Below are 25,461 nucleotides of genomic sequence, written 5' to 3'. Positions count from 1 at the left end.
GGGCCTCCGGCAGGTAGCGTCCCGCCCATGGGTTCTCAGTTGGCCGTGGTCTGGGACGAGGCGCTGCTCGAGTACGACCTCGGAGGGCAGCATCCGCTGCATCCGATCCGCTTGGACCTGACCATGCGGCTCGCCGACTCGCTGGGGCTCCTCGGTGACGTGGAGACGATCAAGCCCGAGCCGGCCACCGAGCAGGACCTGCTGCGGGTGCACACCGCCGAGTACATGGCCGCCGTTCGCTCAGCGCCGCTGAGCGGCTGGGAGGTCGGGCACGGGCTGGGCACCGACGACAACCCGATCTTCGATCGGATGCACGAGGCGTCGGCCTTGATCGCCGGCGCGTCGATCAAGGCCGCCGAGCAGATCGTGTCCGGCCGCGCCGACCGGGCGGTCAACATCGCCGGCGGGCTGCACCACGCGATGGCCGATCACGCGGCCGGGTTCTGCGTCTACAACGACTGCTCGGTGGCCATCGCCTGGATGCTCGAGCAGGGCGTGGAGCGCATCGCCTACCTCGACGTCGACGTCCACCACGGCGACGGCGTGCAGGCGGCCTTCTACGACGACCCCCGCGTGATGACGATCTCGCTGCACCAGCACCCGGTGACGTTGTGGCCGGGCACCGGCTTCGCCACCGAGGTCGGCAGGGGAGACGCGGACGGGACTGCGGTGAACGTCCCGCTGCCGCCGGGCACCGGCGACGGGGACTGGCAGCGCGCCTTCCACGCGGTCGTGCCCTCGGTGCTGGAGCAGTTCCGCCCGCAGGTGCTGGTCACCCAGTGCGGTGCCGACGCGCATCGCGATGACCCGCTGGCGGACCTGTCGCTGAGCGTCGACGGCCAGCGCGCGACCTACCAGAGCCTGCGCGAGCTCGCCGAGACCTACGCCGGCGGAAAGTGGCTGGCGCTCGGCGGCGGCGGGTACTCGCTGTTCCGGGTGGTGCCCAGGGCGTGGACCCACCTGCTGGCGACGCTGCTGAACCGGGACATCGCGCCGGAGACCACCATCCCTGACGATTGGATCGCGTACGCCGTCCGGCGTGCGCAGAACGTGCCGATGCCGACGTCGATGTCGGACGGGGCGGACCCGTCCTTCGAACGCTGGACCGGGGTGACCTCCTCGACGGTGGACACCGCGATCCGCGACGCCCGGCACGCGGTCTTCCCGCTGCTCGGGCTGGACCCGGCCGACACGCGCGACTGAGGAGTGTCCGAAGTGGACGAAGAGCGGGGAGAGGAGACCGGGCCGCAGCAGGACTACCCGCGGCAGTGGGAAGCCGACGTGGTCCTCTCCGACGGCGGCACCGTGCACCTTCGGCCGATCGTCCCGGCCGACAAGGACAAGCTGATCGCCTTCCACGGGCGGCTCAGCGATCGGACCAGGTACTACCGGTACTTCGGTCCGTATCCCCGGATGCCCGAGCGCGACGTGCGGCGGTTCACGCAGGTCGATTACGTCAACCGGATCGCCATGGTGGCGCTGCTGGGCGATGACATCGTCGCCGTGGGGCGCTTCGACCGGCTCGGCGAGCAGAAGTCCGCCGAGGTCGCGTTCGTGGTCGAGGACGGCCACCAGGGCCGGGGCCTGGGCTCGATCCTGCTGGAGCACCTCGCGGCATCGGCGCAGGAACGCGGTTTGCGGCGGTTCGTGGCCGAGGTGCTGGCCGAGAACTCCAAGATGGTGCGGGTCTTCCGCGACGCCGGCTACCAGGTCAGCCGGGCGATGGAGGAAGGCGTCGTGCACCTGGAGTTCGACATCGACCCCACCGAGGAGTCGGTGGCGGTGGCCAGGGCCCGCGAGCAGGCCGCCGAGGCCCGCAGCGTGCACAACCTGCTGCGTCCTCGATCGGTCGCGGTCATCGGTGCCTCCACCGACCACCGCAAGATCGGCCACGCGGTGCTGACGAACCTGCTCACCGCGGACTTCACCGGCCCCGTCTACCCGGTCAACCCGGAGCACCGCTCGGTGCGCGGGGTGCGCGCCTACGCCTCGGTGCTCGACATCCCCGACGAGGTCGACCTCGCGGTGGTGGCGATCCCGGCGGCCAGCGTCACCGAAGTCCTCGACGACTGCTTGGCCAAGGGTGTGAAGGCGCTGGTCATCGTCTCCTCCGGGTTCAGCGAGTCAGGTCCCGCCGGGCGTGAGGTCGAGCGCGAGATGGTGCGGGCCGCGCGCGTGCACGGCATGCGGGTCGTCGGCCCGAACGCCCTCGGCGTGGTCAACCCGGACCCGGAGTTCCGGCTCAACGCCAGCCTCGCCCCGCAGCTGCCCGGTCGCGGCCGCACGGGCTTCTTCTGCCAGTCGGGCGCGCTGGGCGTGGCGATCCTGGAGACCGCCACCGAGCGGGGGCTGGGGCTGTCGACGTTCGTCTCGGCGGGCAACCGCGCGGATCTCTCGGGCAACGACCTGCTGCAGTACTGGCAGACCGACCCGGCCACCGACGTCGTGCTGCTGTACCTGGAGTCCTTCGGCAACCCGCGCAAGTTCGGGCGGCTGGCGAGGCGCCTCGCGCTGAGCAAGCCGGTCGTGGTGGTCAAGTCCGGGCGCAACGCCGTGCGCGCCGGCCTGGCGGCCACCACGGTCGAGATCGACGAGACGAGCGTCCAGGCGCTGTTCGAGCAGTCCGGTGTGATCCGCGTCGAGTCGGTGGCGCAGATGTTCGACACCGCGCTGCTGCTCGCGCACCAGCCGCTGCCGCAGGGCGATCGGGTGTCGATCGTCGGCAACTCCTCGGCCCTGGGCATGATCGCCGCGGACGTGGCTCAGGCGCAGGGGTTGCAGCTGGCGCACGAACCCGTCGACGTCGGGGCCGCAGCCGAACCGGAGGAGTTCGCGGCGGCCGTGCGAGACGCGGCCGCGCGCAGCGACGTCGACGCGCTCATCACCGTGTTCGCCCCGCCGGTGGCCGTGCCCGGCACCGCTTACGCGCGAGCTCTGCGGGACGCGCTGCAGGAGGCGGACGCCGCGCGTTCGAAGCCGGTGGTCACCACGTTCCTGGCGGCCGAGGGCGTGCCCGACGAGCTGGTGGTGCCCGGCCCGGACGGCATCACCGGCAAGGGATCCGTCCCCTCCTACCCGTCGCCCGAGCGCTCGGTGCTCGCGCTGGCCCGCGTCACGCGCTACGCGAAGTGGCGCGCAGCGCCGAAGGGGCACTTCGTGCGGCCGGATGTGGCCGACGAGCAGGCGCGTTCGCTGGTCGAGCAGTGGCTCTCGGAGGGCGTTGCGGAGCTGGGCGACGAGCGCACCGTGCGCCTGCTGGGCTGCTACGGCGTCGAGGTGGTGCCCTTCCGCAAGGTCGCGGACGTGGACGCGGCGCTGGCCGCCGCCGAGGAGCTGGGCTACCCGGTGGTGCTGAAGTCCACCAGCGCCAAGCTCCGGCACCGCAACGACCTGGTCGGCGTCCGGCTGGACCTGGGCAACGAGGACGCGGTGCGCACGGCCTACGCCGACGTGCAGCGCGTGTCGGGGATCGACGAGGTCTACGTGCAGCGGATGGCCGGGCGGGGGACGTCGTGCGTGATCGACCTCCTGGACGACCCGTCGTTCGGCACGTTGGTCTCCTTCGGGCTCTCCGGCGTGGCCAGCGAGTTGCTGGGGGACAAGGCCTACCGGGCGTTGCCGTTGACCGACGTGGACGTGGCGAGCCTGGTGCGAGCGCCCAGGGCGGCTCCGCTGCTGGCCGGGTACCGGGGTGTGGAACCGGCTGATCTGTCCGCCCTGGAAGACCTGGTGCTGCGGGTGGCGACCTTGGCCGAAGACCTCCCCGAGGTGCGGCAGCTGGTGCTGCAGCCGGTGCTGGCCTCCGCGTCCGGTGCCGCCGTCACCGGTGCCCGGGTGTCCTTGGGCGCCTCGTCGGCCGTTCCGGACACCGGACCGCGCAGACTGCGATAGGGGACACAGACCGAAACGTACTAGTTCCGTTAATCTGTGCGCGTGGATGAGGTCACGACCCGGAAAGTCGACGCACCCGCACCTGTGGTCGGCGTGGTCCCAGCGGGCCAATACCGGATCAAGGTGCGCGCGTTGCAGCAGGACGACCCGACCGCGCCGGTCGCCGTCCTGGCACCGGCCATGGGCGTCCCGGCCGGCTACTACCGGCGGTTCGCGGCTGAGCTGCACCGCCTGGGCATGACCGTGGTGTCGTTCGACGTGCGCGGTCAGGGTGAGAACAGGCCCCGGGCCCAGCGCGGGGTCCGCTTCGGCTACCAGGACTTCGTCAACGACCTCGACGCCGTGCTGGACCTCGTCGAATCCGTCTTCCCGAAGGCGCCCCGGTTCGTCCTGGGGCACAGCCTCGGCGGTCAGATCGCGCTGCTGCACGCCGCCGCCAACCCCGGCAGGGTCCACGGCGCAGCGCTGATCGCGACCGGCTCGGTCTGGTACCGGGCCTATCCCGGACTGGCCAAGTACTACTACTCGCTGCTGGGCACCCAGGCGATCGCGATCGGATCGACGCTGCTCGGCTACTGGCCGGGCTTCGCTTTCGGCGGGAAGCAGGCCACCGGTCTGATGCGGGACTGGGCGCGGCAGGCGCGCACCGGGCGCTGGAGACTGACCGGCTCCGACCTGGACTACGACGCCGCGATGGCCGAGGTGACCACGCCGCTGCTCACCGTGACCGTGGAGAACGACGAGCTCGCCCCGGAATCGGCGATGGCGGACCTGGTCAAGCACTCCACGAGCGCCGATCGCACCGCCCGGCACTACACCGCCGACGACGCGGGCGGGCCGGTCGACCACTTCAAGTGGACGCGGAGCTCCGCCGGGATGGCGGCCTGGATCGACGACTGGATGAACGGCGTCCTCGGGCGTTGACGACGCGTTGGTGCACCGCAGGGCGAATAGTGTGAAAGTTGGGGACCGATCCGAATGGTCCGGGACGCAACCGCTGACTCCCGCGCCTCCGTCTTGTAGGTATGAGACGCCTACAAACCGCAGTGGGCGCGGGGAGTCTGCTAGTGGCCTTGGCAGCCTGCGCTCAACAGCCGACCGACGACGTGGGGTTCGGTGGTCAGCCGCCGGTCCCGGCCGGACCCGTTCAGGCCAAGCCTGAACCGGAACGGACACCCGTGGCTGCGGAGGCCATCGACCTCTCGCAGCTGCCAAGAGGATATCCGAAGAAGGTCTGGACCCAGGACAACGGTACCGCAGTGGTCGCCTCCGGTCAGGAGGGCGGTTGCAGCAAGGTGCGCGCCGAACTGGGGGAGCAGACCGCGGACCACGTGAAGATCATCCTGGTGGAGGAGACACCTGACCCACCGGGTGTGTGCACGATGGACCTGAGGTACCCGCCGGTGGCGGTGAGCCTCGACGCACCGCTGGAGGGGCGAAAAGTCGTTCTGGAGCAGAAGGACGTGAAGGTTCCGCGCTGATCCGGCTGTAGCGCGGCGGAAACCTGCCACCGCCGTGCGCGCGGAATCCGGTTCGCCGCCGGAGGTGGGGCTCCACGGTGCGCCGGGTCCGGCAGTCCTGGTTCTCACGCGGGCTTTCGCAGCGGGATGACCGCGGCCGCTTGGGCTCACCCGCACATCGCGGGTGAGCCCAAGACCGGTCGCCAGTCGTCCTTCTCGTGCGGATCAGCCGCGGCTCAGCGGCCGAAGGAGATCTGCAGGGTGGGCTGAGTCGAGTTGGCGAAGAAGTCGTTGCCCTTGTCGTCGACGACGATGAAGGCGGGGAAGTCCTCGACCTCGATGCGCCAGACCGCTTCCATGCCCAGCTCCGGGTACTCCAGCACCTCGACCTTGCGGATGCAGTCCTGAGCGAGACGCGCCGCCGGTCCACCGATCGAACCGAGGTAGAACCCGCCGTGGTTCTCGCAGGAATCGGCGACCTTCTTCGACCGGTTCCCCTTGGCCAGCATGACCATCGAGCCGCCGGCGGCCTGGAACTGCTCGACGTAGGAGTCCATCCGGCCCGCCGTGGTCGGTCCGAACGATCCCGAGGCGTAGCCGTCGGGGGTCTTGGCCGGACCGGCGTAGTAGACCGGGTGGTCGCGCATGTAGTCGGGCATCGGTTCGCCCGCGTCGAGCCGCTCAGCGATCTTGGAGTGCGCGATGTCGCGCGCCACGACGAGCGGTCCGGTCAGCGAAACGCGCGTCTTGACCGGCAGTTTCGACAGCTCGGAGCGGATCTCGTCCATCGGCCGGTTCAGGTCGATCTTCACGACCTCGTCGGAGAGCTGCTCGTCGGAGACCTCCGGCAGGTACTTGGCCGGATCGCGCTCCAGCTGCTCCAGGAACACGCCCTCGGGGGTGATCTTGGCCTTGGCCTGCCGGTCCGCCGAGCAGGACACCGCCACGCCCACCGGCAGCGACGCGCCGTGGCGGGGCAGCCGGATCACGCGCACGTCGTGGCAGAAGTACTTGCCGCCGAACTGCGCGCCGATGCCGAACTGACGGGTCATCTCCAGGACCTGCTGCTCCATCTCGACGTCGCGCAGCGCGTGCCCGGATCCCGAGCCCTCCTGCGGCAGCTCGTCGAGGTAGCGCGCGGAGGCGAGCTTGGCGACCTTGAGGTTGTACTCGGCGGACATGCCGCCGACGACGATCGCCAGGTGGTACGGCGGGCACGCCGCCGTGCCCAGCGAGCGCAGCTTCTCCTCCAGGAAGCGGCCCAGGCGCGTCGGGTTCAGCAGCGCCTTGGTCTCCTGGTAGAGGAACGTCTTGTTGGCGCTCCCACCGCCCTTGGCCATGAACAGCAGCTCGTAGAACGGGTCGGTGCCCGGCTTGTTGAACAGCTCGATCTGGGCGGGCAGGTTGCTGCCGGTGTTGCGCTCCTCCCAGAAGTTCAGCGGCGCCATCTGCGAGTAGCGCAGGTTGAGGTCCTGGTAGGCGTTGAAGATGCCGCGAGCCAGCGACTCCTCGTCCTGGCCGCCGGTGAGCACCGACTCGGTCCGCTTGCCGATGACGATCGCGGTGCCGGTGTCCTGGCACATCGGCAGCACCCCGCCGGCCGACACGCAGGCGTTGCGCAGCAGGTCGGTGGCCACGAAGCGGTCGTTCGCACTGGCCTCGGGGTCTTCCACGATCGACTTCAGCTGGGCGAGGTGCGACGGACGCAGCAGGTGCTGGATGTCCTTGATCGCCTCAGCGGCCAGCGAGGTCAGCGTGGCGGGTTCGATCTCCAGGAAGCGGCGCCCTGCGGCTTCGACGACCTTGATGCCTTCATCGGTCACCAGGCGGTACTCGGTGTCGTCGGGGCCGAGGGGGAGCACCTCGGTGAAGTCGAAATTCGTGGTGGTCACGTCGCGGCTCCTTTGCGCGCGTTCGGGTTACGCGTGCACTCATGTAACCGCGCAGCGGATCACGGCGTCCACACGGGTGGGCTATGTGTGACGGAGACCGGCCGCCGACGCCTCCGGGGTGCCCTGGTCGAAACCTCTTCGGCTTGAGATTCTCGAGGCTGGACGCCCGGTACCGCTCACATCGCATCGGAGGCCGCATGCCCACGTCGGACGCGCTCGATGAACTGGTCAACCTCCGCGACCTGGGCGGTCAACCCGTCGGTGACGGGGAGCTGACCAGGTCCGGGGTGGTGTACCGCAGTGATGCCCCGCATCCCGGCGACCGCGATCCGGAGGGGTTGACCGGCTGGCCGCCGAGGGTGGTGGTGGATCTGCGCGAAGCGGCCGAGACGCAGGAAACGCACCCGATGGCACCGGTCGCTCAGGTGCACCGGATCCGGGTGCTGGAGGGGCTGGACAAGCCCGAGGACGACGGCTCTGCGCACGAGCTGACCCTGCTCTACCAGGGCATGCTGGAAGGCGCTCCGAAGAAGCTCGTCGAGGTCTTCCGGCACGTCCTGGAGGCCGACGGCCCGGCGCTCGTGCACTGCGCTGCGGGCAAGGACCGGACGGGGGTCGTCTCGGCGATGCTGCTCAGCGCCGCCGGCGTGCGCCCGGACGCGATCATCGCCGACTACGTGCGCACCGACAAGAACATGTTCCGCGTCCTGCAGCGCCTCAACGAGGCGCCGGAACTCCCGCCGGGCGTGGACGAGGAGATGGTCGCCGAGTTGCTGGCCACCCCGACCCAAGCCATCGAGCGGGTGCTGGAGGTCTTCGACGTCCACCAGGGGGCCGCGGGCTGGTTGAGCAACCACGGCGTCACCGACGACGAGCTGAACCGCTGGAAGGCGAAGTTCTTGGACAGCTGAGCCGCGAATTTAGGTGAGGAGGTCGGACCCGCCTTTTCGACGAGTCCGGCCTCCTCCAGCAAGCGGTGGAGGACCCCACCGCTCAAGCGAGCGGGAAGAAGATCTTCGCTCCTTCCCCGCACCCGGGTCAACGAGCCGATCGGGTGCAAAGTGATGCGGACCGGCATCGGAGTTCCCACGCGTCACTTCCGCCACACGAGAACGCCCCTCCGCTCCCAGGTCAGGAGCGGAGGGGCGCTCCGGTCGGATCAGCTGGCGTACGCGCGGAGCTTGTCGGCCCGATCGCCCTGGCGGAGCTTCGACATGACCTCGCGCTCGATCTGGCGGACCCGCTCGCGGGACAGGCCGAACGCCTTGCCGATCTGGTCGAGGGTCCGCGGCTGGCCGTCCTCGAGGCCGTAGCGCATCCGGATGACCGCCTGCTCGCGCTCCTCCAGCGTGGACAGCACCCGCCGCAGGTCGTCCTGCAGGAACCCGGAGATCACCGCGTTCTCCGCGTCAGCGGACTCGGAGTCCTCGATGAAGTCGCCCAGCGGGGCGTCCTCCTCGGCACCGACCGGCATGTCCAGGCTCACCGGGTCCCGGGAGTGGTCCATCAGGTCGAGAATCTTCTCGACCGGGATGCCGGCCTCGTTCGACAGCTCGTCGTCGGTGGCCTCGCGACCCAGCTTCTGGTGCAGGTCGCGCTTGATGCGGGCCAGCTTGTTGACCTGCTCGACCAGGTGGACGGGCAGCCGGATGGTGCGGCTCTGGTCGGCCATGCCCCTGGTGATGGCCTGACGGATCCACCAGGTCGCGTAGGTCGAGAACTTGAAGCCCTTGGTGTAGTCGAACTTCTCCACCGCCCGGATCAACCCGAGGTTGCCCTCCTGGATGAGATCGAGCAGCGGCATGCCGCGGCCGGTGTAGCGCTTGGCGAGGCTGACGACCAGCCGGAGGTTGGCCTCCATCAGGTGGTTCTTCGCGCGCCGGCCATCCCGCACCACGGCATTGAGGTCGGAGCGCCGCTCGGGCGAGAGGTTCTTGCTGTCCTCCAGCAGGTGCTTGGCGAACACCCCGGCCTCGATGCGCTTGGCGAGGTCGACCTCTTCCTGTGCGGTGAGCAGCGCGGTGCGCCCGATGCCGTTGAGGTAGACGCGCACCAGGTCGGCCGATGGTCCCTGGGTGTCCAGTTCTTCGGCGACGGCGACGTCTGGCTTGGTGGTCTGCGGGACGGTCATGAGCTCCCTCCCTGACGGGCTGGCTGGCGGGGCGCAATTCACACCGACGCATCGGTGCGCGGTGCGGAAGACGCGTACGCTCGGTATTACCGGGCCTTCCGCGTCGACGTTCTTCCACGGATGTCGGGTCGGTGCCATGGCTGTCCGTTCCGTCGGAACTCGCAGCTGTTCGGTCACCGCTGTCGGCACGGCCGTTGAAGCTTCGTTACCTGGAAAACGACGGGCGCGGCGAATTCGTTCCCGAAGTTCTCGATTCGAAGACGTCGCGGCCGTCACATCCGTTGCGCCCCCAAGCCTGAGGATTTCCTGAGAGCTCTCGTTACATTTAGACCTCAACCAAAAGTGTGAATGGCCCGTCGTTCACGCTTTCGACGGCCATCATCGCGCCGAACACCCCGGTCGACACCCGCGCACCCCGCTCGCGCAGCTCCGCCACGACCTCGTCCACCTGCGGTTCGGCCTGTTCCGGGCGGGCCGCCTCGGTCCACGACGGGCGGCGCCCCTTCTTGGTCGATCCGTAGAGGGTGAACTGGCTGACGACGAGCAGCGGAGCACCGGTCGTGGCGCACGACTCCTCGTCCCGCAGGGCTCGAATCTCGTGCAGTTTCCGGGCCATTTTCGTGACTTCCTCACGACCGTCGGAATGCGTCACACCCAATAGCACCAACAGGCCGGGTTCTTCGATCTTGCCGACGACTTCACCGTCGACCGTTACCGAGGCGCGAGTGACCCGCGTGACGATTGCCCTCACCGATCATCACCTTCCCATTCGGCCGGAACGACCATTCCGTGCCGGACGAGTTCGCGCACCATCGGAATCGCGGCCGCGGCCAACTCCTCCGCGTCCTCGCCGTATCCCATCGCCAGCAGCTCGAGCAGTTCCTCCAGCGGAAGGGCGCCCCGGAAGCCCGCCAGCAACCGGACGCCGAGTTCGTCGATCTCGTGCTGCCAGCCCGGCCCGTCGGTGCGGTGCAGGCGGTGCACCATCGCCTCCCAGCCCTCGTCCCCCGGCTGCGACACCTGTTCCAGCACGGTGCTGTCGGCGGTGACCAGGCGAGCGGCCAGCAGGTCGTCGTCCGAGTCGTGGGCGCGCAGCCACTCGACCCTGCGCAGCCAGGCGTCGGACTCCGGGCCGAGCGGGTCGTCGAAGGCGTGCCGCAGGTCCTCGCAGACGACCTCGCCCGGACCGTCGGTCCGGCGCAGCGTGACGAAGCCGAACCCGATGCCGATCACGTCGTTCGCCTCGAACCAGTCCAGCCACTCGGCCGCCTTGCGGATCCCCTGCTCCGAGCGCGGGTCGTACCCCGCGTCGCGCAACCACGTGCCGACGTAGAGCTCCGGGTCCGCGACGTCGCGCTGCACGAACCACGCGTCCACGCCGGCGCCCGGCGGCAGCCAGGACGACACGCGGTCCTCCCAGTCCTCGCCGTCCCGGTGCACCCAGGACGCCAGCAGCTGCCCGGTGCCGCCCTCGGTGAGGAAGGACGGCAGCTGGCGCACCACCAGCGCGCTCGCGTCGTCACCGGCCAAGCCGGAGTCGCGGTAGGTGAAGTCGGTGCGCGGCGGCCCGACCACGAAGGGCGGGTTGCACACCACCAGGTCGAACTTGCGGCCCCGGACCGGGTCGAACCACTCGCCCGCGGAGAGCTCGGCGTCGACGCCGTTGAGCCGGAACGTCGCCCCGGCCAGCGCCAGCGCCCGCTCGGAGACGTCGGTGACGGTGATGGTGTCCGCGTGCGTGCTCGCGTGCAGGGCTTGGACGCCGCAGCCGGTGCCGAGGTCGAGCACGGAGCCGACCTTCCGCCGGGTGGTGGCCCGCACCAGGCTCAACGAGGCGTGTCCGACGCCCAGCACGTGGTCGGCGTCGAGGGGTCGGCCGCCGCGCAGGTCGGAGTCCAGGTCCGAGACCACCCACCAGGAGTGCTCGCCCTCGCCGTGAGGGCGGATGTCGAGCCCGGCGCGCAGCAGCTCACCGTCGGCGGTCAGGATCCCGGCCGCCAGCGCTTCGTCGACGTCCAGGGAGCCGAGCGCGGCCTGCACCTCGGCGCGCTTCTCGGCCTGGCCGAGCAGGAACAGCCGGACCAGGGTGCCCAGCGGGCCCGCGCCTTCGACGGCGCGCAGCGCGGGCACGGGTTCACCGCGGCCGAGCGCGGCGTGCGCGGAGTGGCCGAGCAGGTCGAGGACGCCGTCGGCGTCGTAGGAGGCGTCGCGGAAGGCGTCGCGGAGTCGGTCGATGCGGTCAGCGGACAGATCTGGAATCACGTCCTGAATCCTCACACGCCCGCCGGTGGGCCCACCCGCTCACTCGACCGGGCGGTCGCGAGGCCGGACGCCGTCGGTGGTGCGGCCTAGCATCGGGTTCATCCACGACGGGGGAGTTGTCATGACCACTCTGGAGAACCGGCCGAACACCGCGCTGCTGGTCATCGACGTGCAGAACGGGGTCGTCGCCGACGCCCACGACCGCGACCGGATCGTCGCCAACATCGGGGACCTGGTCAGCAGAGCCCGCTCGGCCGGGGTCGACGTCGTGTGGGTTCAGCACCACGACGATTCGATGGTCCGCGACAGCGAGGCGTGGGAACTGGTGCCCGAGCTCGACCGCGGTGACGCCGAGCCGCTGGTGCACAAGTCCTACGGAGACGCCTTCGAGAGCACCGAGCTGGAGGACCTGCTCGCCACCGGCGGTATCGGCAGGCTGGTGGTCGCCGGGGCGGCCACCGACCAGTGCGTCCGCTCGACGCTGCACGGCGCGTTCACCCGCGGGTACGACGCGACGCTGGTCGCCGACGCCCACACCACCGTCGACCTCAGCCAGTACGGAGCGCCGACGCCGGAAGAGGTCATCGCGCACACCAACCTGTACTGGCGCTACCAGGTCGCGCCCGGCCGCACCGCGGGCACGGTCAGCACGGCGGATGTGGACTTCACGTCCGCATCGGCGAAAAGGCGGTAGCCAGCCGGTGGGCGTGGGGCTAGATTCGGCCGGTGCCTGACGCGATGTTCGCTCATCCCCGGCTCGCGCCGCTCTACGACGCGTTCGAATCGGACCGCGCGGACCTCACCGCCTACGTCGAGATCGCCGACGAGTTCGGTGCGGCCAGAGTTCTCGACGTGGGGTGCGGGACCGGGTCGCTGGCGATCCTTCTGGAGGAGACCGGGCGCACGGTCGTCGGGACCGACCCCGCTGAGGCCTCGCTGGCGGTCGCCAGGTCCAAGGACAGCTCCGCGCGGATCGTCTGGGTGCGCTGCGACGCCACCATCCTGCCGACCATCGCGGCCGACCTGGCGGTGATGACCGGCAACGTCGCGCAGGTCTTCCGCACCGACGAGGAGTGGACCCGAGTGCTGCTCAGCGTCCGCGCCGCGCTCCGCCCGGGAACGCACTTCGCGTTCGAGACGCGCAAGCCCGAACGCCGCGCCTGGGAGCGGTGGCCCGGCACCACCAGCGTCGAGATCCCGGGGGAGGGCCGCGTCGAGCGGACGGACGAGCTCACCGACGTGAGCCCGCCGCTGATCTCCTTCCGCAGCACCTACCGCTTCGCCGACGGCGACGAGCTCACCAGCGAGTCCACCCTCCGCTTCCGCACCCGCGAGGAGATCGAAACCTCCCTCGCCGAAGCGGGGTTCGAGATCGTCGAGGTGCGAGAAGCCCCAGACCGGCCCGACGAGGAGCACGTCTTCATCACCCGCCGAGCCGACTGAGCTCCCACTCGGGCCCGAGTCGGCTCAGCCCCAGGGGACGGATGACGCGATGGCAGCGATGTCGCCGTCGTCGAAGTAGATCGACGCGAGGCAGGATCATGTTCCTGGGGTGAGCTTGTAGTGCAGGCGGACCACTTGAGCGGACCGCAGCGCGAGGGTGTGATCGGTTCGCACCGAGCCTTCGTCGTCGACGTAGAGGTGGAACGTCTCGTGGATCGGGATGCGCGCGGCGAACGAGCGTCCGCCGGACTCGACGACCACGTAGGCGCCGTTCTGGCCGAACGTGCCCGCCGGTGACCGCAGCTCCAGCTCGCCACCCGGCAGTGCCACGGGCTGGAGGAAGACCTGGACGTTTCCCGATTCCAGCGGAAACGCGACGTGCACGCTCGGGCTTCGCGCACCCGGCAGCGTCCGCGTGGTGTAGCAGCCGCTGTAGACGTACTCGCCGGTCGACCTCAGCGTCCGGATCCACGCGGCGGCTTCCTGGCCTCCACCGGCCCCGATGATGGGGACGACCTTGCTGTCCATGCCGTGGGCGACGTCGAGCGGGCGGGTGGGCAGCGCCAGCTGCTGCACGCGGCGCCCGAACAGCCGGGAGATGAGCTCGCCGCCCGGTTGGAAGACCGGGTTCCACTGGGTCCAGACCTCCATGCGCCACCTGGACGTGTGTTCGTAGAAGTCCCGGATCTCAGGGCGCAGATCGGCCACCCGGAAGGACGGCCCGTCCAGCTGCGACATGTCCGCGAGCAACCCGGAGGGGCTGGCCGTCTCGCCGCCACCGCTGGTCGTGGCGGTGCGCACCCACGCATCACCGACCGTCGACCCCTCGCTCATCGGCGCGTTCAGCCACCGCTCGGCGTGAGCGAGGTCGACGCGGCGGCCGCTCAGCCGCCAGAAGAGGCGGGTGGCCCGGTCCAGGCTCGACATCCATGAACGCACGCGTGACAGCTTGCCCCCGGGGGCTGCGGACTTGGCGGTGAGGTGGGCATCGAATCCTCCCCGCGCCAGGTCGGTGATCGATGCTGAGTGCGGTGGCGTGGTTGTCGGTTCGGGCGCGTGCCAGGATGGGTTCATGCCCCAAGCGCTGCACCTGACCGGCGACGCCGACGCCGACAAGCTCCTCTCGGACGACCCGTTCGCCCTGCTCACCGGGATGTTGCTCGATCAGCAGGTGGCGATGGAGCTGGCGTTCGCCGGTCCGAAGAAGATCGCTGATCGGATGGGCGGGTTCGACGTCGCCAAGATCGCCGACTCCGATCCGGAGGAGTTCGTCGAGCTGTGCGTGCAGAAGCCGGCGATCCACCGCTACGGCGGTTCGATGGCCAAGCGCGTCCAGGCCCTCGCGCAGCACGTGGTCGAGCACTACGACGGTCGCACCGAGGCGCTGTGGACCGACGGCGACCCGGACGGCAAGGAAGTCCTCAAGCGGCTCAAGGCCCTGCCGGGTTACGGCGACCAGAAGGCCCGGATCTTCCTCGCGCTGTTGGGAAAGCAGCGAGGCGTGGAACCGGCGGGCTGGCGGGAGGCGGCAGGCGCCTACGGCGACGAGGACGCGCGCCGGTCGATCGCCGACGTCGTCGACGAGCACACCCTCCAAGAGGTCCGCTCCTTCAAGAAGGCCCAGAAGGCCGCAGCGAAGGCGTCGAAGTAGGTCCGCGTCGTGCTGCGGCAGCCCGCTGGGGTGCCGTGGCGCGGAGCCACGCACGGGCGCGCTCGTCCAGGTCGCGAATGTCGGCCCAGCTGCGCTCCACCGGTATCGACGCGATGCGCAGGTCGTCCTCGTGCACCGGTCCAGGATCTCCGCGCAGCACGTCGATCGCGGGGTCCCCGCGACCCCACCGGAACGTGAATCCGCCCAGGTAGAGCCACTGGCAGGGGATCTTGGCCACGGTCATACCCCCATCAGGCAGGCGAAGTGCACGTGCTGGACGTGCCAGGCCATGCAGTCCAGGCCCATCACGCCGAAGTCGACGAGAACCCGGCCGCAGCGCTTCCCGCCGACCGGGCAGCAGAACCACTCCCGCCCGTCGACCACCGCTACCTCCAGGTCGATCTCGAATCGGCCGACCTCGATCACGCCCCCGACACGCGTGGGTGGCGTGGGCTCGGTCGTCGCTGACATGGCATCGCCCACTTGCATCAGTCGTCACAGTCGTCTCATACAACTTCGTGACGAAGGTAGCGATGCCATCTCTGGTGAGGCAAGGTGAGACACTCGTTTGGGAGGACTGAGTCGTCTAGTGCGAGGTGTTTCCGATGTCCGCCGCAGCGAAGTACCAGGAGATCGCCGCCACGCTGCGAGGCCAGATCGACAGCGGATCGCTGGGTGTGGGTGACAAGCTGCCCACCGAGCAGGCGCTGCAAGAGCAGTTCGACGCCTCGCGCACGACGGTTCGTCAGGCGCTCAGGGAGCTCCGCGATGCCGGTCTGGTTCACAGATGCGCCACGGCATCGGGGTGTTCGTGTCGCCGCCGACCGTGGTTCAGCGGCTCGACTCCCGTGATCGCCTGTCGAAGGCCCGCCGGGAGCGGAACAAGGCCGCCTTCTTGGCGGAGGCGGATGCCCAGGGCTTCGCCCCAGCCTCCTCGGTGCGCGTGTGGTTCGAACCCGCGCAGGACTTCGCCGAACTCCTCGGTATGGCGGAAGATGCCGAGATCTGCGTACGAGATCGGGTGATGCGCGCCGACGGGCAGCCGGTCATGCTCGCGGTGTCCCGGTTGCCTCGGGAGATCACCCGGGGAACCGCTCTCGAGGAGGTCGAGACCGGGGCGGGCGGCTCTCTCGCCCGCCTGGAAGAGCTCGGGTTCGGAATCGCGAGACATGAAGAGGTGGTCGGCGCCCGCATGCCTGACGCCAACGAGCGTCAACTGCTCGGTCTGGGCGCTGGCCCGGTACTCACCGTTCGTCGACGCACCTGGAGTGGGGAGCGGGTCGTCGAGGTGAACGACATGGTGATGTCGGGCGCCGGGTACGAGCTCCGCTACGGCTGGGACGCGATCTGATCGGATCCCAGCCGTGCCGGCTCAGGCGGCGGCTGCTGCTCCGGGTTTCTGGTACTTGTCGACGTACTCCTGGTCGGAGAGCTCCGAGATCGAGTACATGATCTCGTCGGTGATCGACCGCAGGACCGGCAGGGACGCCTCCATGCCCGAGTAGCGGGTGAAGTCCAGCGGGTCGCCGAAGCGGACCGTGACCGCGGCCCGGCGCGGGATCTTGGTGCCGCGGGGCTGGAGCTTGTCGGTGCCGGTCAGCGCCACGGGCACGACCGGGGCGCCGGTGTTCAGCGTCAGCCGTGCGACGCCGGTGCGGCCGCGGTAGAGGCGGCCGTCGGGGGAGCGGGTGCCTTCCGGGTGGATGCCGAAGGCGCCGCCGTTGCGCAGCACGTCCTCGGCCGCGCCGATCGCCTCCAGCGCGGCCCGGCCGCGGCCCCGCTCGACCGGGATGGCGCCCAGCGACGTGAACAGCCACTTGCTGAGGCCGCCCTTGACGCCCGTGCCCTGGAAGTACTCGGCCTTCGCGAGGAAGGCCACCGGGCGCGGCAGCACGAGCGGGACGATGAAGCTGTCCAGCACCGCGAGGTGGTTCGGAGCGAGGATCACCGGCCCCGTGGTGGGCACCTTCTCCGCGCCGATGATCTTGGGGCGGTAGACCGACCTGGCCACTGCACCTACGACCCGTTTGCTCACCGCGTACAGCATGTGTGGTCTCTCCCGCTCCGAGGTTGTCCGCTCCCCCTCGAATCTAACCCGCCGAGGTTTCGCGGGTGCGGCGCGCAGGTCAACCGGTGGGGGTAATCGCCGGGGTCCCGGGGGTATCCGGGCTCGTCGACGAGTGGGAGCATGGAGGTCGGAGGTAGCGTCGTGAACACTTCACATCGTGACGACACCCCGGTGCTGATCACCGAGGCCGAGCCGTCGATGGACGATCAGCAGGCCCTTCGCCGCCGCAGGTACGCGTGGATGATGGCCAGCCGCATCCCGTGCTTGGTCGGTGCGGTAGTCGTGTTCCAGGTGTGGCAGCTGTGGTGGCTCGCGTTGATCATCGTGGCGATTTCGATCCCCTTGCCGTGGATGGCGGTTCTCATCGCCAACGATCGGCCCGTCCGCAAGTCCGAGGACGTCAACCGATTCCGCCGCTCGCACCGCAGCATCGAGTCGCCCAACCACCAGGTCATCGAAGGCACCTGACCGCCCCTGCCCAGGACGATCACCGTCGTGGCGGGAACGGGGCCGCTGCGGACAAACGCATGCGGTGTGCGGCATCATTGGTGACATGAGCACGATGACGCTGCCGGAGACCGACACCCGGAACGAGACCGCTGAAGAGACCAGCGACGACCGTCCCGAGGTATTCCACTACGTGCAGAAGGACAAGATCGCCGAGAGCGCGGTCATGGGCAATCACGTGGTGGCGCTGTGCGGTCAGGTCTTCCCGGTCACCAAGTCCGCGAAGCCCGGTTCCCCGGTCTGCCCGGACTGCAAGGAGATCTTCGAGTCGTTGCCCACGGGCGGCGGCGACGAGTGAGCAGGGCGCTTCCCGAACCGCCGCGGATCAGCCGCTGTGCGGTTCGGGATGTCCCGCGCGCTTGAAGGCCACCGGTGCGCCGTTGGTGTGCGGTGGCTCGGGGTCGGCCGCCGGCGGCTCCGGATCGTCCTCCTGCGTGCGGGTCTTGTCCTCACGCCACGCGCGGTAGCCGTCCTCGGTGTGCATCCGCTGGGCCAGCCGCCGCATTTCCAACCGTCGCCAGCGCCGCCGCTCCCGGCGGGTCATCTTCGCCGGCCACATCTCCTGGATCGCGTTGTTGAACTCCGCGCCCATGATGATCGCGAAGCCGATGAAGAACGCGAACAGCAGGAAGGCGATCGGCGTCGCCAGCGCGCCGTAGGTGTAGCCGGTGCTGGTGATCCAGGTGATGTACACCCGCAGCCCGTAGCTGGACACCAGGAACAGCACCATCGCCAGCAGCGCACCCGGGATTCCCCGGTACCAGGGCAGTTTCCGCGGCAGCGCCACGCTGTAGAGCGTCGCCAGCGCGATCACCAGACCGGCAGCCGTGGCCGGGTAGTAGATCGCGTGGATCAGCCAGGTGATGTCGTCCTGCAGGCCGTGCGGGAACACCGTCGGCAGCCACTCCGGGCCCAGCGCGACCACCGGCATCCCGATGATCGCCAGAACCAGGCCGACCAGGTACAGCAGCAGCGCCACGATCCGCTGCCAGACGCTGTTGCGCACCAGGTACTGGTCGTAGGCCTGGGTGATCGAGTCCACCAGCGACGCCAGCGCGGAGGACCCGGCCCACAGCGACAGCAGGAAACCCATCGACGCGATCTCGCTGCGGCCCTTGGTCAGGATGTCGCCGACGGTCGGACCGATGATCTGGTCCACGACGCCACCGGTGAACACGGTGCGGCAGAAGGCCAGGATCTTGTCGTGCACCGCGTCGACGATCGCGGGACCGAACCAATCACCGAGGTAGCCCAGGCTGCCCAGCAGTCCCAGCAGCAGCGGCGGCAGCGACATCGTCTGCCAGAACGCGGCGGCCGCGGACTCCGAGAAGATGTTGTCCCACCACGCCTTGTCCAGGGTGCGCACGACCAGGCGCAGGGGACCGCGGCGCACCGGGACCTCGTCCCGGGCTGCGGTCGCGCTGCGCCCCTGGCTTTCTGGCGAACTCGGCGAACCCATCTCGCCTATAAGGATGCTTCATAGCTCCCGTGCGTAGGCGTCGAGGTGTTGAAACCGGAGTGTCGGAAGCGTCTCGATCGGCCGAACCGGTGTCGACCGGAGCGCAAAGGTAAGCTGCACGGCGGTCCGCCAGAAGTTGATCGGTGCTGGTTGATCCAGTTCTCCGGTCAATCCCTCGTTCGAGGGAGCACGGCGGTAGTGGGGCTCAACGGATGTGCCCGCACCATCCGGTTTGGGGAAAACGAGGAAGGGAGCGGCGAGCCGGCGTGTCCGAAGCGCAACTCGACTATTCCGTCCGATCTGTTCTGAGCGATCCCTCGCAGGCCCCGTCCCGGCCACTGCGCGCCTGGCAGCGGCGAGCGCTCACCAAGTACCTGGCCAACCAGCCGCAGGACTTCCTGGCCGTCGCGACGCCCGGCGCGGGCAAGACGACCTTCGGCCTGCGGGTGGCCGCCGAGCTGCTGGCCGACCGCACGGTCGAGCAGGTCACCGTGGTCGCGCCGACCGAGCACCTCAAGCACCAGTGGGCGCTGGCCGCCGGTGGCGCCGGGATCCCGCTGGACTCGAACTTCCGCAACGCCGACGGGATCACCTCCAGCGACTACCGCGGCGTGGTCGTCACCTACGCGCAGGTCGCGGCTCACCCGAACCTGCACCGGGTCCGCACCGAACGCCGCAAGACGCTGGTGATCCTCGACGAGGTGCACCACGCCGGCGACGCGAAGTCCTGGGGCGACGCGATCCGGGAAGCGTTCACCCCCGCTGTGCGGAGGTTGTCGCTGACCGGTACGCCGTTCCGCAGCGACGACTCGCCGATCCCGTTCATCGGCTACGAGCCCGACGCCGACGGGTCGTTGCGCAGCCGCGCGGACCACTCCTACGGCTACTCCGACGCGCTCGCCGACGGCGTCGTGCGGCCGGTGCTGTTCCTCGCGTACTCGGGCGAGGCGCGCTGGCGCACCAACGCCGGCGACGAGTTCAGCGCGCGCCTGGGCGAACCGCTGACCGCCGAGCAGACCGCCCGCGCGTGGCGGACCGCGCTGGATCCGTCCGGCGAGTGGATCCCCGCGGTGCTCAAGGCCGCCGACACCCGGCTCGAGCAGCTCCGCCAAGGCGGCATCCCGGACGCGGGCGGCCTGGTGATCGCGTCCGACCACCCGACGGCCAAGGCCTACGCCAAGGCGCTGCACCAGATCACCGGTTCGGATCCGGTCGTGGTGCTCTCCGATGATCCGCAGGCGTCGTCGCGGATCGGTGAGTTCGCCGAGTCCGACGACAAGTGGATGGTCGCGGTCAGGATGGTGTCCGAGGGCGTCGACGTGCCGCGCCTGGCAGTCGGCGTCTACGCCACCAGCGCCTCGACGCCGCTGTACTTCGCCCAGGCCATCGGTCGTTTCGTGCGGTCTCGACGGCCGGGGGAGACGGCCAGCATCTTCCTGCCCAGCGTGCCCGTGCTGCTGGAACTGGCCAGCCAGCTGGAAGCGCAGCGCGACCACGTGCTGGGCAAGCCGCACCGCGAGAAGGATGGCTGGGACGACGAGCTGGTCGCCGCCGCCAACGCCCAGCGCGACGAGCCGGGCGAGGAGGAGAAGGCGTTCACCTCGCTGGGCGCCGACGCCGAGCTGGACCAGGTGATCTACGACGGTTCGTCGTTCGGCACGGCCGCGTTCAGCACCACCGAGGAGGAGCAGGACTACCTCGGTCTGCCGGGTCTGCTGGAGCCGGACCAGGTGAAGGCGCTGCTGCGGCAGCGCCAGTCGCAGCAGCTGGAGGACGTCGGCAAGCGCGAGGCCGAGTCGAAGGCGGCGAAGGCCGCCGAGCAGGCCGAGCAGCAGTCCCGTCCGCAGAGCGTCCAGGAGCGGCTGCAGAAGCTGCGCAAGGAGCTCAACACCCTCGTGTCGCTGCACAACCACCGGACCCGCAAGCCGCACGGCAAGATCTACAACGAGCTGCAGAAGGCGTGCGGCGGCCCGCCGACCGCCATGGCCACGGTCGAACAGCTAGAAGAGCGGATCGCCACGCTCCGTTCTTGGTGATCGCCTGATGCGGGTGCTGCCGTCCGGCTAACCTGTCACCCGCCAGAGCGACGATCTTGGAGCGGGCTGTGACCGGCGACGCGTGGAACATCGGGCTCAACATCATCGCCAGCGTGATCACCGGCTCGGTGGTCTGGCTCTCCGGTCGCCTGCTGCGACTGCGCGGGCTGCGGCGCAAGCAGGCGTTCTTCGGGCTGAGCAGCGGTGGTGAGTGCCTGCTCGTGGTGCCGCGGATGGTCTCGGCCGACAACGAGCGCAGCGTCCACCGCAACGACGCCGCCGCGATGCTCGATCTCTCGTCGATCCTCGGGGAGTGCGGTGCGAAGCCCGAGGTGATCTTCCACGACCAGGTCTACCAGGGGCTGGCCGACAAACCCGAGTTCTGCATCGGCGGTCCGGTGGCCAACCGGCGGACCGAAGCCCACCTGAGGTCGGTGCTGCCGGCGTGCGCATCGGGGGCGTGGAGGAGCGGACGGCGATCACCGTGGGCGGGCAGACCTACCCGCCGAACGCCCGCCGGGTCGGGTACGCGTTGCTGGCCAAGGTCGTGCGGGACGAGCGCGACAAGCCCGCGTTCGTGATCTGCGGTCAGACCTCGATCGCCAACCGCGCCGCCGCGCGCTACCTCGATGCGGAGTTCCAGCGGCTCAAGCGCGCTCACGGCCTCCGGAGGCGCTTCTGCGTGCTGCTGCGCGTCATCGAGCCCGAGAGCTACGGGCCGAGCGTCGTCGAGCTCGTCCGCGACGTCACCACCGAAGCCTTCACCCCGAGCCCCGCCGACGACGCCGAAGCCACCGAAGCGTCGGGAACGTCCGAGGACGAGGTCACCTCCGCGTAGCGGGGCAATTCCCAGTTTTAGTCCAAACCGAGCCATGGTCATGTCCGAAATGTCGGCTCAGTTTGGACTAAAACTGGGATCTGGTGCGGCGCGTTGCTTCAGGTGTGGGACTCAACCTGCACCGCTGTGCCGTCCCCTGTGGGGTTTTCTCACTCGTCGTCTGGCGAGTACGCCGCGACGCCGATGTCCACCCCGGGGTAAGCGGAAGACATCAGGAGTGGCGCACGGAGTCCAGGCGGCGTGTGAGGTTCCGCTACCTGCACCGCCAAGCAAAGTGATTCTGCAATGATCCCTAAAACTGGGAGCTGCCGCGGCGGTGCCCGCGTGCCAGGTGCGGCCGGGGGCGATGATCTTGGGGGGTCGTTCGGTCTTCTAGGGTCGCCGCATGGGATTCGACGTGGAGAAGGTCAGGGCGCAGTACCCGGCGCTGGCCGACGGACGGGCGTGGTTGGACGGTGCCGCCGGCACGCAGGTGCCGGAGGTGGTGATCGAGGCGATCAGCGACGCGTACCGGGTCGGGCTGTCGAACGTGGGCGGGCCCTACGAGTCGAGCCGCCGCTCTAGCGGGATCGTCGCCGAGACCCGCGCGGCTGTGGCCGACCTGGTGGGCGCGCCCGATCCGGCCTGCGTGACCTTCGGGCCCAGCATGACCTCGCTCACCTACCGGTTCGCCGGAACGCTGGCGCTGGGCTGGAACCCCGGCGACGAGATCGTGGTGACCGATCTCGATCACGACGCCAACGTGCGGCCGTGGGTGCAGCTCGCCCAGCGGGCGGGTGCGACCGTGCGCACCGCCGAGATCGATCCGGCCACCGGTGAGCTCCCGGTCGACAACGTCGTGGGACTGATCGGCGACCGCACCAAGCTGGTCGCCGTCACCGCAGCGTCGAACATGCTCGGCGTGATCCCCGACCTCAAGCCGATCACCGACAGGGCTCGGGAGGTCGGTGCGCTGTCCTACGTCGACGGCGTGCAGCACTGCCCGCACGCGCACGTGAGGATCGCGGAGCTGGGAGCGGATCTCTACGCCACGAGCGCTTACAAGTGGGCCGGGCCGCACCTGGCAGCCGTGGTCGCCGCCGACCCGTGGGTGCTGGAGAACCTGCACCCGGACAAGCTCAAGCCCTCGCCGGAGAGCTCTCCTGAGCGCTTCGAGCTGGGGACCAACCCGTTCGCCCCGATGGCCGGTGCGGTCGCCGCTGTGGAGCACCTGGCCGGCCTGGACGCCGACGCGGCGGGCAGCCGGTCCGAACGGCTCGCGACGTCGCGCGCGGCTGTCGTCGAGCACGAGGAGCGGCTGGCGAGCCACCTGTGCGAGGGCCTGGCCGGGCTCAGCGGCGTGCGGCGCCACGGGGTGCCGCAGGGCCCCACCACGCCCACCGCGTTCTTCACCGTGGAGGGCAGGGCCCCGGCGGAGGTCTCCGCTGCGCTCTCGGAGAGGGGTCTGAACGTCTCCGCCGGGCACTTCTACGCGTGGGGGCTCGTCCACGCCCTGGGCATCGGCCCCGAGGGCGGTGTGCGGGCGAGCCTGTCGCACTACTCGACCACCGGCGAGGTCGATCGGCTGCTCGCCGCGCTCGGCGAGATCAGCGCCTGAAACGCACCGGGCCCCCGCAGCGCGTGGCTGCGGGGGCCCGGTGAACTCAGCTGATCAGGTTGTCACTGCTCGTCCTGCTGAAGGTCGGCCTCCACGTCGCGCAGACCGGCTTCGTAGGCGCGGGCGTGGTGCCCGCAGAACAGAAGCTCGCCACCGGACGGTAGTACGGCGCGAAGCTTGGCAGCGGCCCCGCAGCGGTCGCAGCGGTCGGCGGCGGTCAGCTCGGGGCGGGTGAGCGTTCCCGGCATCGATATCTCCCTCCGTCCCGGCGTCGGTTTCCACACCGACGCCCTCGATCCTGCTACGACCACCGGTGTCCTACTGGCTGCAGGGTCGGTGCTCGTTGGCTCCACTCTTCCAGACGTTTTGGCCGGAGTCAGTGTTCCCGCGCGGGCTAGCGACGGTCGTCACCATGAAGTACCCGGTTGCAGCAGCGATCCTTGCGGAGCGTGATCAACATCAGCGCCGTCTCGCTGACCAGGCAATACGCCGGGATCGATGAATCTAGCTGGAGAAACGCATCGAGCAGTCAAGGCTGATCCTGGTGTGGTGGATCACAAATATGACGATCTGTGTTCGGTCGTGTTCCTCTGGAAGCGAACAGCAAATCTCAGCACTCGGACGGAAATCGGCCCTTCTGGAGTCCGAAATGCGTGGTTCGAGGCCGAAGTGGACACACGAAATCGGCCGCCGATCCGAGTGGATCGACGGCCGATTCGCAGATGATGCGGTCAGTCCAGGTAGTCCCGGAGGACCTGCGACCGGGACGGGTGGCGCAGCTTCGACATCGTCTTGGACTCGATCTGCCGGATCCGCTCCCGGGTAACCCCGTAGACCTGGCCGATCTCGTCCAGCGTGCGCGGCTGGCCGTCGGTGAGGCCGAAGCGCAGCCGGACCACGCCCGCCTCGCGCTCGGACAGCGTCGCCAGCACCGACTGCAGCTGGTCCTGCAGCAGCGTGAACGACACCGCGTCCACCGCGACGACGGCCTCGGAGTCCTCGATGAAGTCACCGAGCTGGCTGTCGCCCTCGTCACCGATGGTCTGGTCGAGCGAAATGGGCTCCCGGGCGTACTGCTGGATCTCCAGCACCTTCTCCGGGGTGATGTCCATTTCCTTGGCGAGCTCTTCGGGCGTGGGCTCGCGACCGAGGTCCTGCAGCAGCTCGCGCTGGATGCGCCCGAGCTTGTTGATGACCTCGACCATGTGCACCGGGATGCGGATGGTGCGCGCCTGGTCGGCCATCGCACGCGTGATGGCCTGACGGATCCACCAGGTCGCGTACGTGGAGAACTTGTAGCCCTTGGTGTAATCGAACTTCTCGACCGCGCGGATCAGACCGAGGTTGCCCTCCTGGATCAGGTCCAGGAACGCCATGCCGCGGCCGGTGTAGCGCTTGGCGAGGCTGACCACCAGGCGGAGGTTGGCCTCCAGCAGGTGGTTCTTGGCGCGCTCGCCGTCACGCACGATCCAGCGCAGGTCGCGCCGCATCTGCGTGGTCAGCTGCTCGCCGGACTCCTCGATCTGGCGCAGCCGCTCGGCACCGTAGAGGCCGGCCTCGATGCGCTTGGCGAGCTCGACCTCCTCCTCGGCGTTGAGCAGGGCGACCTTGCCGATCTGCTTGAGGTAGGCGCGAACCGAGTCCGCGGAAGCGGTCAGCTCGGCGTCCTTGCGCGCCTGCCGGAGCGCCTCGGACTCCTCCTCGTCCCAGACGAAGTCACCGGACTCCTTGGAGTCCTCGTCCGGAACCGGCTCCTCCGGGATCTCCACCTCGACTTCCGCGAGATCGCCGACCTCGGGAGAGGTCAGGTCGGTCTCGATCGGTTCGTCGATCTCCATGCCCTCGCCGCTGCCCTTGGCGGAATCCGACTTGGTCGTCTTCTTCGCCGGGGTCTTGGCGGCGCTCTTCTTGGCCGCGGGCTTGCGGGTCGTCGACTTCGCACCCGTCGAGCTCTTGGCGGTGCTCTTGCGCGCGGCAGGCTTCGTCTGCTCGACGTCAGACGAAGCAGCCGCCTCCGAAGCTGGGGTGGCCTGGGACTGGCCCGACTCGGCTGGAGCGCCGCCGTCGGTTTCGGCGGTGCTGGAGCGTCGGGTTGCGGTTTCTGCGGCTGCCACGTACGCCCTTTCGCGACGGTCGATCAGGGCTGGCCGGAGGGCGCGAAACCTCGGCCGCCAAAGGTCGGGGAACAACCCACCGGACTCGGCGTCCTGGCTGACGAGCGATCAC

Annotated in this window: 26 protein-coding genes and 1 pseudogene; 16 read left to right on the top strand and 11 right to left on the bottom strand. The window is 69.4% G+C overall.

Going from position 1 to position 25,461, the window contains the following annotated elements; genetic code table 11:
- Positions 1-27 precede the first annotated feature (27 nt).
- The 4 genes from FHU35_RS20585 (at position 28) to FHU35_RS20570 (ending at position 5,372) form a co-directional block, all read left to right on the top strand.
- Positions 28-1,203, top strand: coding sequence for an acetoin utilization protein AcuC (locus FHU35_RS20585; RefSeq protein ID WP_145742206.1), 1,176 nt, complete (start codon positions 28-30; stop codon positions 1,201-1,203).
- A gap of 12 nt (positions 1,204-1,215) precedes the next feature.
- Entirely contained in the window at positions 1,216-3,891 is a 2,676-nt protein-coding gene (locus tag FHU35_RS20580) for a bifunctional acetate--CoA ligase family protein/GNAT family N-acetyltransferase (protein ID WP_145742204.1), read from the top strand.
- Positions 3,892-3,933: 42 nt separating this feature from the next.
- Positions 3,934-4,815, top strand: a complete 882-nt coding sequence (locus tag FHU35_RS20575; RefSeq protein WP_246110447.1) for an alpha/beta hydrolase family protein — start codon at positions 3,934-3,936, stop codon at positions 4,813-4,815.
- Between the two features lie 143 nt (positions 4,816-4,958).
- The gene (locus tag FHU35_RS20570; RefSeq protein WP_246110446.1) at positions 4,959-5,372 is read left to right on the top strand and encodes a hypothetical protein; all 414 of its coding nucleotides are present in this window, start codon (positions 4,959-4,961) and stop codon (positions 5,370-5,372) included.
- 215 nt (positions 5,373-5,587) lie between these two features.
- Here the strand turns inward: FHU35_RS20570 and FHU35_RS20565 are convergent, their stop codons facing one another.
- Positions 5,588-7,243, bottom strand: coding sequence for a fumarate hydratase (locus FHU35_RS20565; RefSeq protein ID WP_145742200.1), 1,656 nt, complete (start codon positions 7,241-7,243; stop codon positions 5,588-5,590).
- 197 nt (positions 7,244-7,440) lie between these two features.
- Between FHU35_RS20565 and FHU35_RS20560 the strand changes: the two genes are divergently transcribed.
- Positions 7,441-8,154, top strand: a complete 714-nt coding sequence (locus FHU35_RS20560; RefSeq protein WP_145742199.1) for a tyrosine-protein phosphatase — start codon at positions 7,441-7,443, stop codon at positions 8,152-8,154.
- Between the two features lie 248 nt (positions 8,155-8,402).
- Here the strand turns inward: FHU35_RS20560 and FHU35_RS20555 are convergent, their stop codons facing one another.
- The 3 genes from FHU35_RS20555 to FHU35_RS20545 all read right to left on the bottom strand — a co-directional run bounded on the left by FHU35_RS20555 (position 8,403) and on the right by FHU35_RS20545 (position 11,636).
- The gene (locus FHU35_RS20555) at positions 8,403-9,374 is read right to left on the bottom strand and encodes a sigma-70 family RNA polymerase sigma factor (RefSeq protein WP_145742196.1); all 972 of its coding nucleotides are present in this window, start codon (positions 9,372-9,374) and stop codon (positions 8,403-8,405) included.
- 325 nt (positions 9,375-9,699) lie between these two features.
- Positions 9,700-10,125, bottom strand: a complete 426-nt coding sequence (gene dtd / locus FHU35_RS20550; RefSeq protein ID WP_145742194.1) for a D-aminoacyl-tRNA deacylase — start codon at positions 10,123-10,125, stop codon at positions 9,700-9,702.
- Entirely contained in the window at positions 10,122-11,636 is a 1,515-nt protein-coding gene (locus FHU35_RS20545) for a N5-glutamine methyltransferase family protein (RefSeq protein ID WP_145742192.1), read from the bottom strand. Before FHU35_RS20545 ends, dtd begins: the two co-directional genes overlap by 4 nt.
- Positions 11,637-11,757: 121 nt before the next feature.
- Here FHU35_RS20545 and FHU35_RS20540 point away from each other — a divergent pair, with 121 nt between their 5' ends.
- Positions 11,758-12,330: an isochorismatase family protein gene (locus tag FHU35_RS20540; protein WP_145742190.1), complete on the top strand. Its 573-nt coding sequence runs from the start codon at positions 11,758-11,760 to the stop codon at positions 12,328-12,330.
- 32 nt (positions 12,331-12,362) lie between these two features.
- On the top strand, positions 12,363-13,079 hold the full coding sequence (locus tag FHU35_RS20535; protein ID WP_145742188.1) for a class I SAM-dependent methyltransferase: 717 nt from the start codon (positions 12,363-12,365) through the stop codon (positions 13,077-13,079).
- 96 nt (positions 13,080-13,175) lie between these two features.
- Here the strand turns inward: FHU35_RS20535 and FHU35_RS20530 are convergent, their stop codons facing one another.
- Positions 13,176-14,018, bottom strand: coding sequence for a hypothetical protein (locus tag FHU35_RS20530; protein WP_222429439.1), 843 nt, complete (start codon positions 14,016-14,018; stop codon positions 13,176-13,178).
- Between the two features lie 133 nt (positions 14,019-14,151).
- On the opposite strand from FHU35_RS20530, the gene FHU35_RS20525 reads away from it, so the two are divergent.
- Positions 14,152-14,730 (top strand): HhH-GPD-type base excision DNA repair protein, encoded by a 579-nt coding sequence (locus tag FHU35_RS20525; RefSeq protein WP_145742186.1) that lies wholly within the window; start codon positions 14,152-14,154, stop codon positions 14,728-14,730.
- Here FHU35_RS20525 and FHU35_RS20520 read toward each other — a convergent pair.
- Together FHU35_RS20520 and FHU35_RS20515 are read right to left on the bottom strand one after the other, a co-directional pair.
- Positions 14,690-14,974, bottom strand: a complete 285-nt coding sequence (locus FHU35_RS20520; protein ID WP_145742184.1) for a hypothetical protein — start codon at positions 14,972-14,974, stop codon at positions 14,690-14,692. The genes FHU35_RS20525 and FHU35_RS20520 overlap by 41 nt on opposite strands.
- Positions 14,971-15,201 (bottom strand): hypothetical protein, encoded by a 231-nt coding sequence (locus tag FHU35_RS20515; RefSeq protein ID WP_145742181.1) that lies wholly within the window; start codon positions 15,199-15,201, stop codon positions 14,971-14,973. The genes FHU35_RS20520 and FHU35_RS20515 overlap by 4 nt, the downstream gene beginning before the upstream one ends.
- A 134-nt stretch (positions 15,202-15,335) precedes the next feature.
- Between FHU35_RS20515 and FHU35_RS29990 the strand changes: the two are divergent.
- Together FHU35_RS29990 and FHU35_RS29725 are read left to right on the top strand one after the other, a co-directional pair.
- A pseudogene (locus tag FHU35_RS29990) lies at positions 15,336-15,458 on the top strand (GntR family transcriptional regulator); the annotation flags it as partial.
- A gap of 59 nt (positions 15,459-15,517) precedes the next feature.
- Positions 15,518-16,081: a GntR family transcriptional regulator gene (locus tag FHU35_RS29725; RefSeq protein WP_246110445.1), complete on the top strand. Its 564-nt coding sequence runs from the start codon at positions 15,518-15,520 to the stop codon at positions 16,079-16,081.
- Positions 16,082-16,102: 21 nt separating this feature from the next.
- Here the strand turns inward: FHU35_RS29725 and FHU35_RS20505 are convergent, their stop codons facing one another.
- The gene (locus FHU35_RS20505) at positions 16,103-16,777 is read right to left on the bottom strand and encodes a lysophospholipid acyltransferase family protein (protein ID WP_145742178.1); all 675 of its coding nucleotides are present in this window, start codon (positions 16,775-16,777) and stop codon (positions 16,103-16,105) included.
- 141 nt (positions 16,778-16,918) lie between these two features.
- On the opposite strand from FHU35_RS20505, the gene FHU35_RS20500 reads away from it, so the two are divergent.
- Together FHU35_RS20500 and FHU35_RS20495 are read left to right on the top strand one after the other, a co-directional pair.
- Positions 16,919-17,266 carry a DUF3099 domain-containing protein gene (locus tag FHU35_RS20500; RefSeq protein WP_145742176.1) on the top strand — a complete coding sequence of 116 codons (348 nt, stop codon included), beginning with the start codon at positions 16,919-16,921 and terminating at the stop codon, positions 17,264-17,266.
- A gap of 85 nt (positions 17,267-17,351) precedes the next feature.
- Positions 17,352-17,603 carry a DUF3039 domain-containing protein gene (locus tag FHU35_RS20495; RefSeq protein ID WP_145742174.1) on the top strand — a complete coding sequence of 84 codons (252 nt, stop codon included), beginning with the start codon at positions 17,352-17,354 and terminating at the stop codon, positions 17,601-17,603.
- Positions 17,604-17,630: 27 nt separating this feature from the next.
- Here FHU35_RS20495 and FHU35_RS20490 read toward each other — a convergent pair whose 3' ends face one another.
- Positions 17,631-18,698: a YihY/virulence factor BrkB family protein gene (locus FHU35_RS20490; RefSeq protein WP_246110444.1), complete on the bottom strand. Its 1,068-nt coding sequence runs from the start codon at positions 18,696-18,698 to the stop codon at positions 17,631-17,633.
- A 332-nt stretch (positions 18,699-19,030) separates the two neighbouring features.
- Between FHU35_RS20490 and FHU35_RS20485 the strand changes: the two genes are divergently transcribed.
- The 4 genes from FHU35_RS20485 (at position 19,031) to FHU35_RS20475 (ending at position 23,235) form a co-directional block, all read left to right on the top strand.
- A complete protein-coding gene (locus FHU35_RS20485) occupies positions 19,031-20,800 on the top strand; it encodes a DEAD/DEAH box helicase (protein WP_145742169.1) in 1,770 nt (589 codons plus the stop codon).
- A 68-nt stretch (positions 20,801-20,868) separates the two neighbouring features.
- The gene (locus tag FHU35_RS20480) at positions 20,869-21,381 is read left to right on the top strand and encodes a hypothetical protein (RefSeq protein WP_186459522.1); all 513 of its coding nucleotides are present in this window, start codon (positions 20,869-20,871) and stop codon (positions 21,379-21,381) included.
- The gene (locus FHU35_RS29365; RefSeq protein WP_186459521.1) at positions 21,348-21,638 is read left to right on the top strand and encodes a hypothetical protein; all 291 of its coding nucleotides are present in this window, start codon (positions 21,348-21,350) and stop codon (positions 21,636-21,638) included. Before FHU35_RS20480 ends, FHU35_RS29365 begins: the two co-directional genes overlap by 34 nt.
- Positions 21,639-22,023: 385 nt before the next feature.
- A complete protein-coding gene (locus FHU35_RS20475) occupies positions 22,024-23,235 on the top strand; it encodes a cysteine desulfurase-like protein (RefSeq protein ID WP_145742166.1) in 1,212 nt (403 codons plus the stop codon).
- Positions 23,236-23,297: 62 nt separating this feature from the next.
- On the opposite strand, the gene FHU35_RS20470 is transcribed toward FHU35_RS20475, so the two are convergent.
- Together FHU35_RS20470 and FHU35_RS20465 are read right to left on the bottom strand one after the other, a co-directional pair.
- Entirely contained in the window at positions 23,298-23,483 is a 186-nt protein-coding gene (locus tag FHU35_RS20470; protein WP_145742163.1) for a DUF7455 domain-containing protein, read from the bottom strand.
- A 483-nt stretch (positions 23,484-23,966) separates the two neighbouring features.
- The gene (locus FHU35_RS20465) at positions 23,967-25,349 is read right to left on the bottom strand and encodes an RNA polymerase sigma factor (protein WP_145742161.1); all 1,383 of its coding nucleotides are present in this window, start codon (positions 25,347-25,349) and stop codon (positions 23,967-23,969) included.
- Between the last annotated feature and the right edge of the window lie 112 nt (positions 25,350-25,461).

Origin of the sequence: Saccharopolyspora dendranthemae (assembly GCF_007829955.1) — a bacterium.
Classification (GTDB): domain Bacteria; phylum Actinomycetota; class Actinomycetes; order Mycobacteriales; family Pseudonocardiaceae; genus Saccharopolyspora; species Saccharopolyspora dendranthemae.
This window is presented reverse-complemented; position numbering and strand designations above follow the sequence as displayed.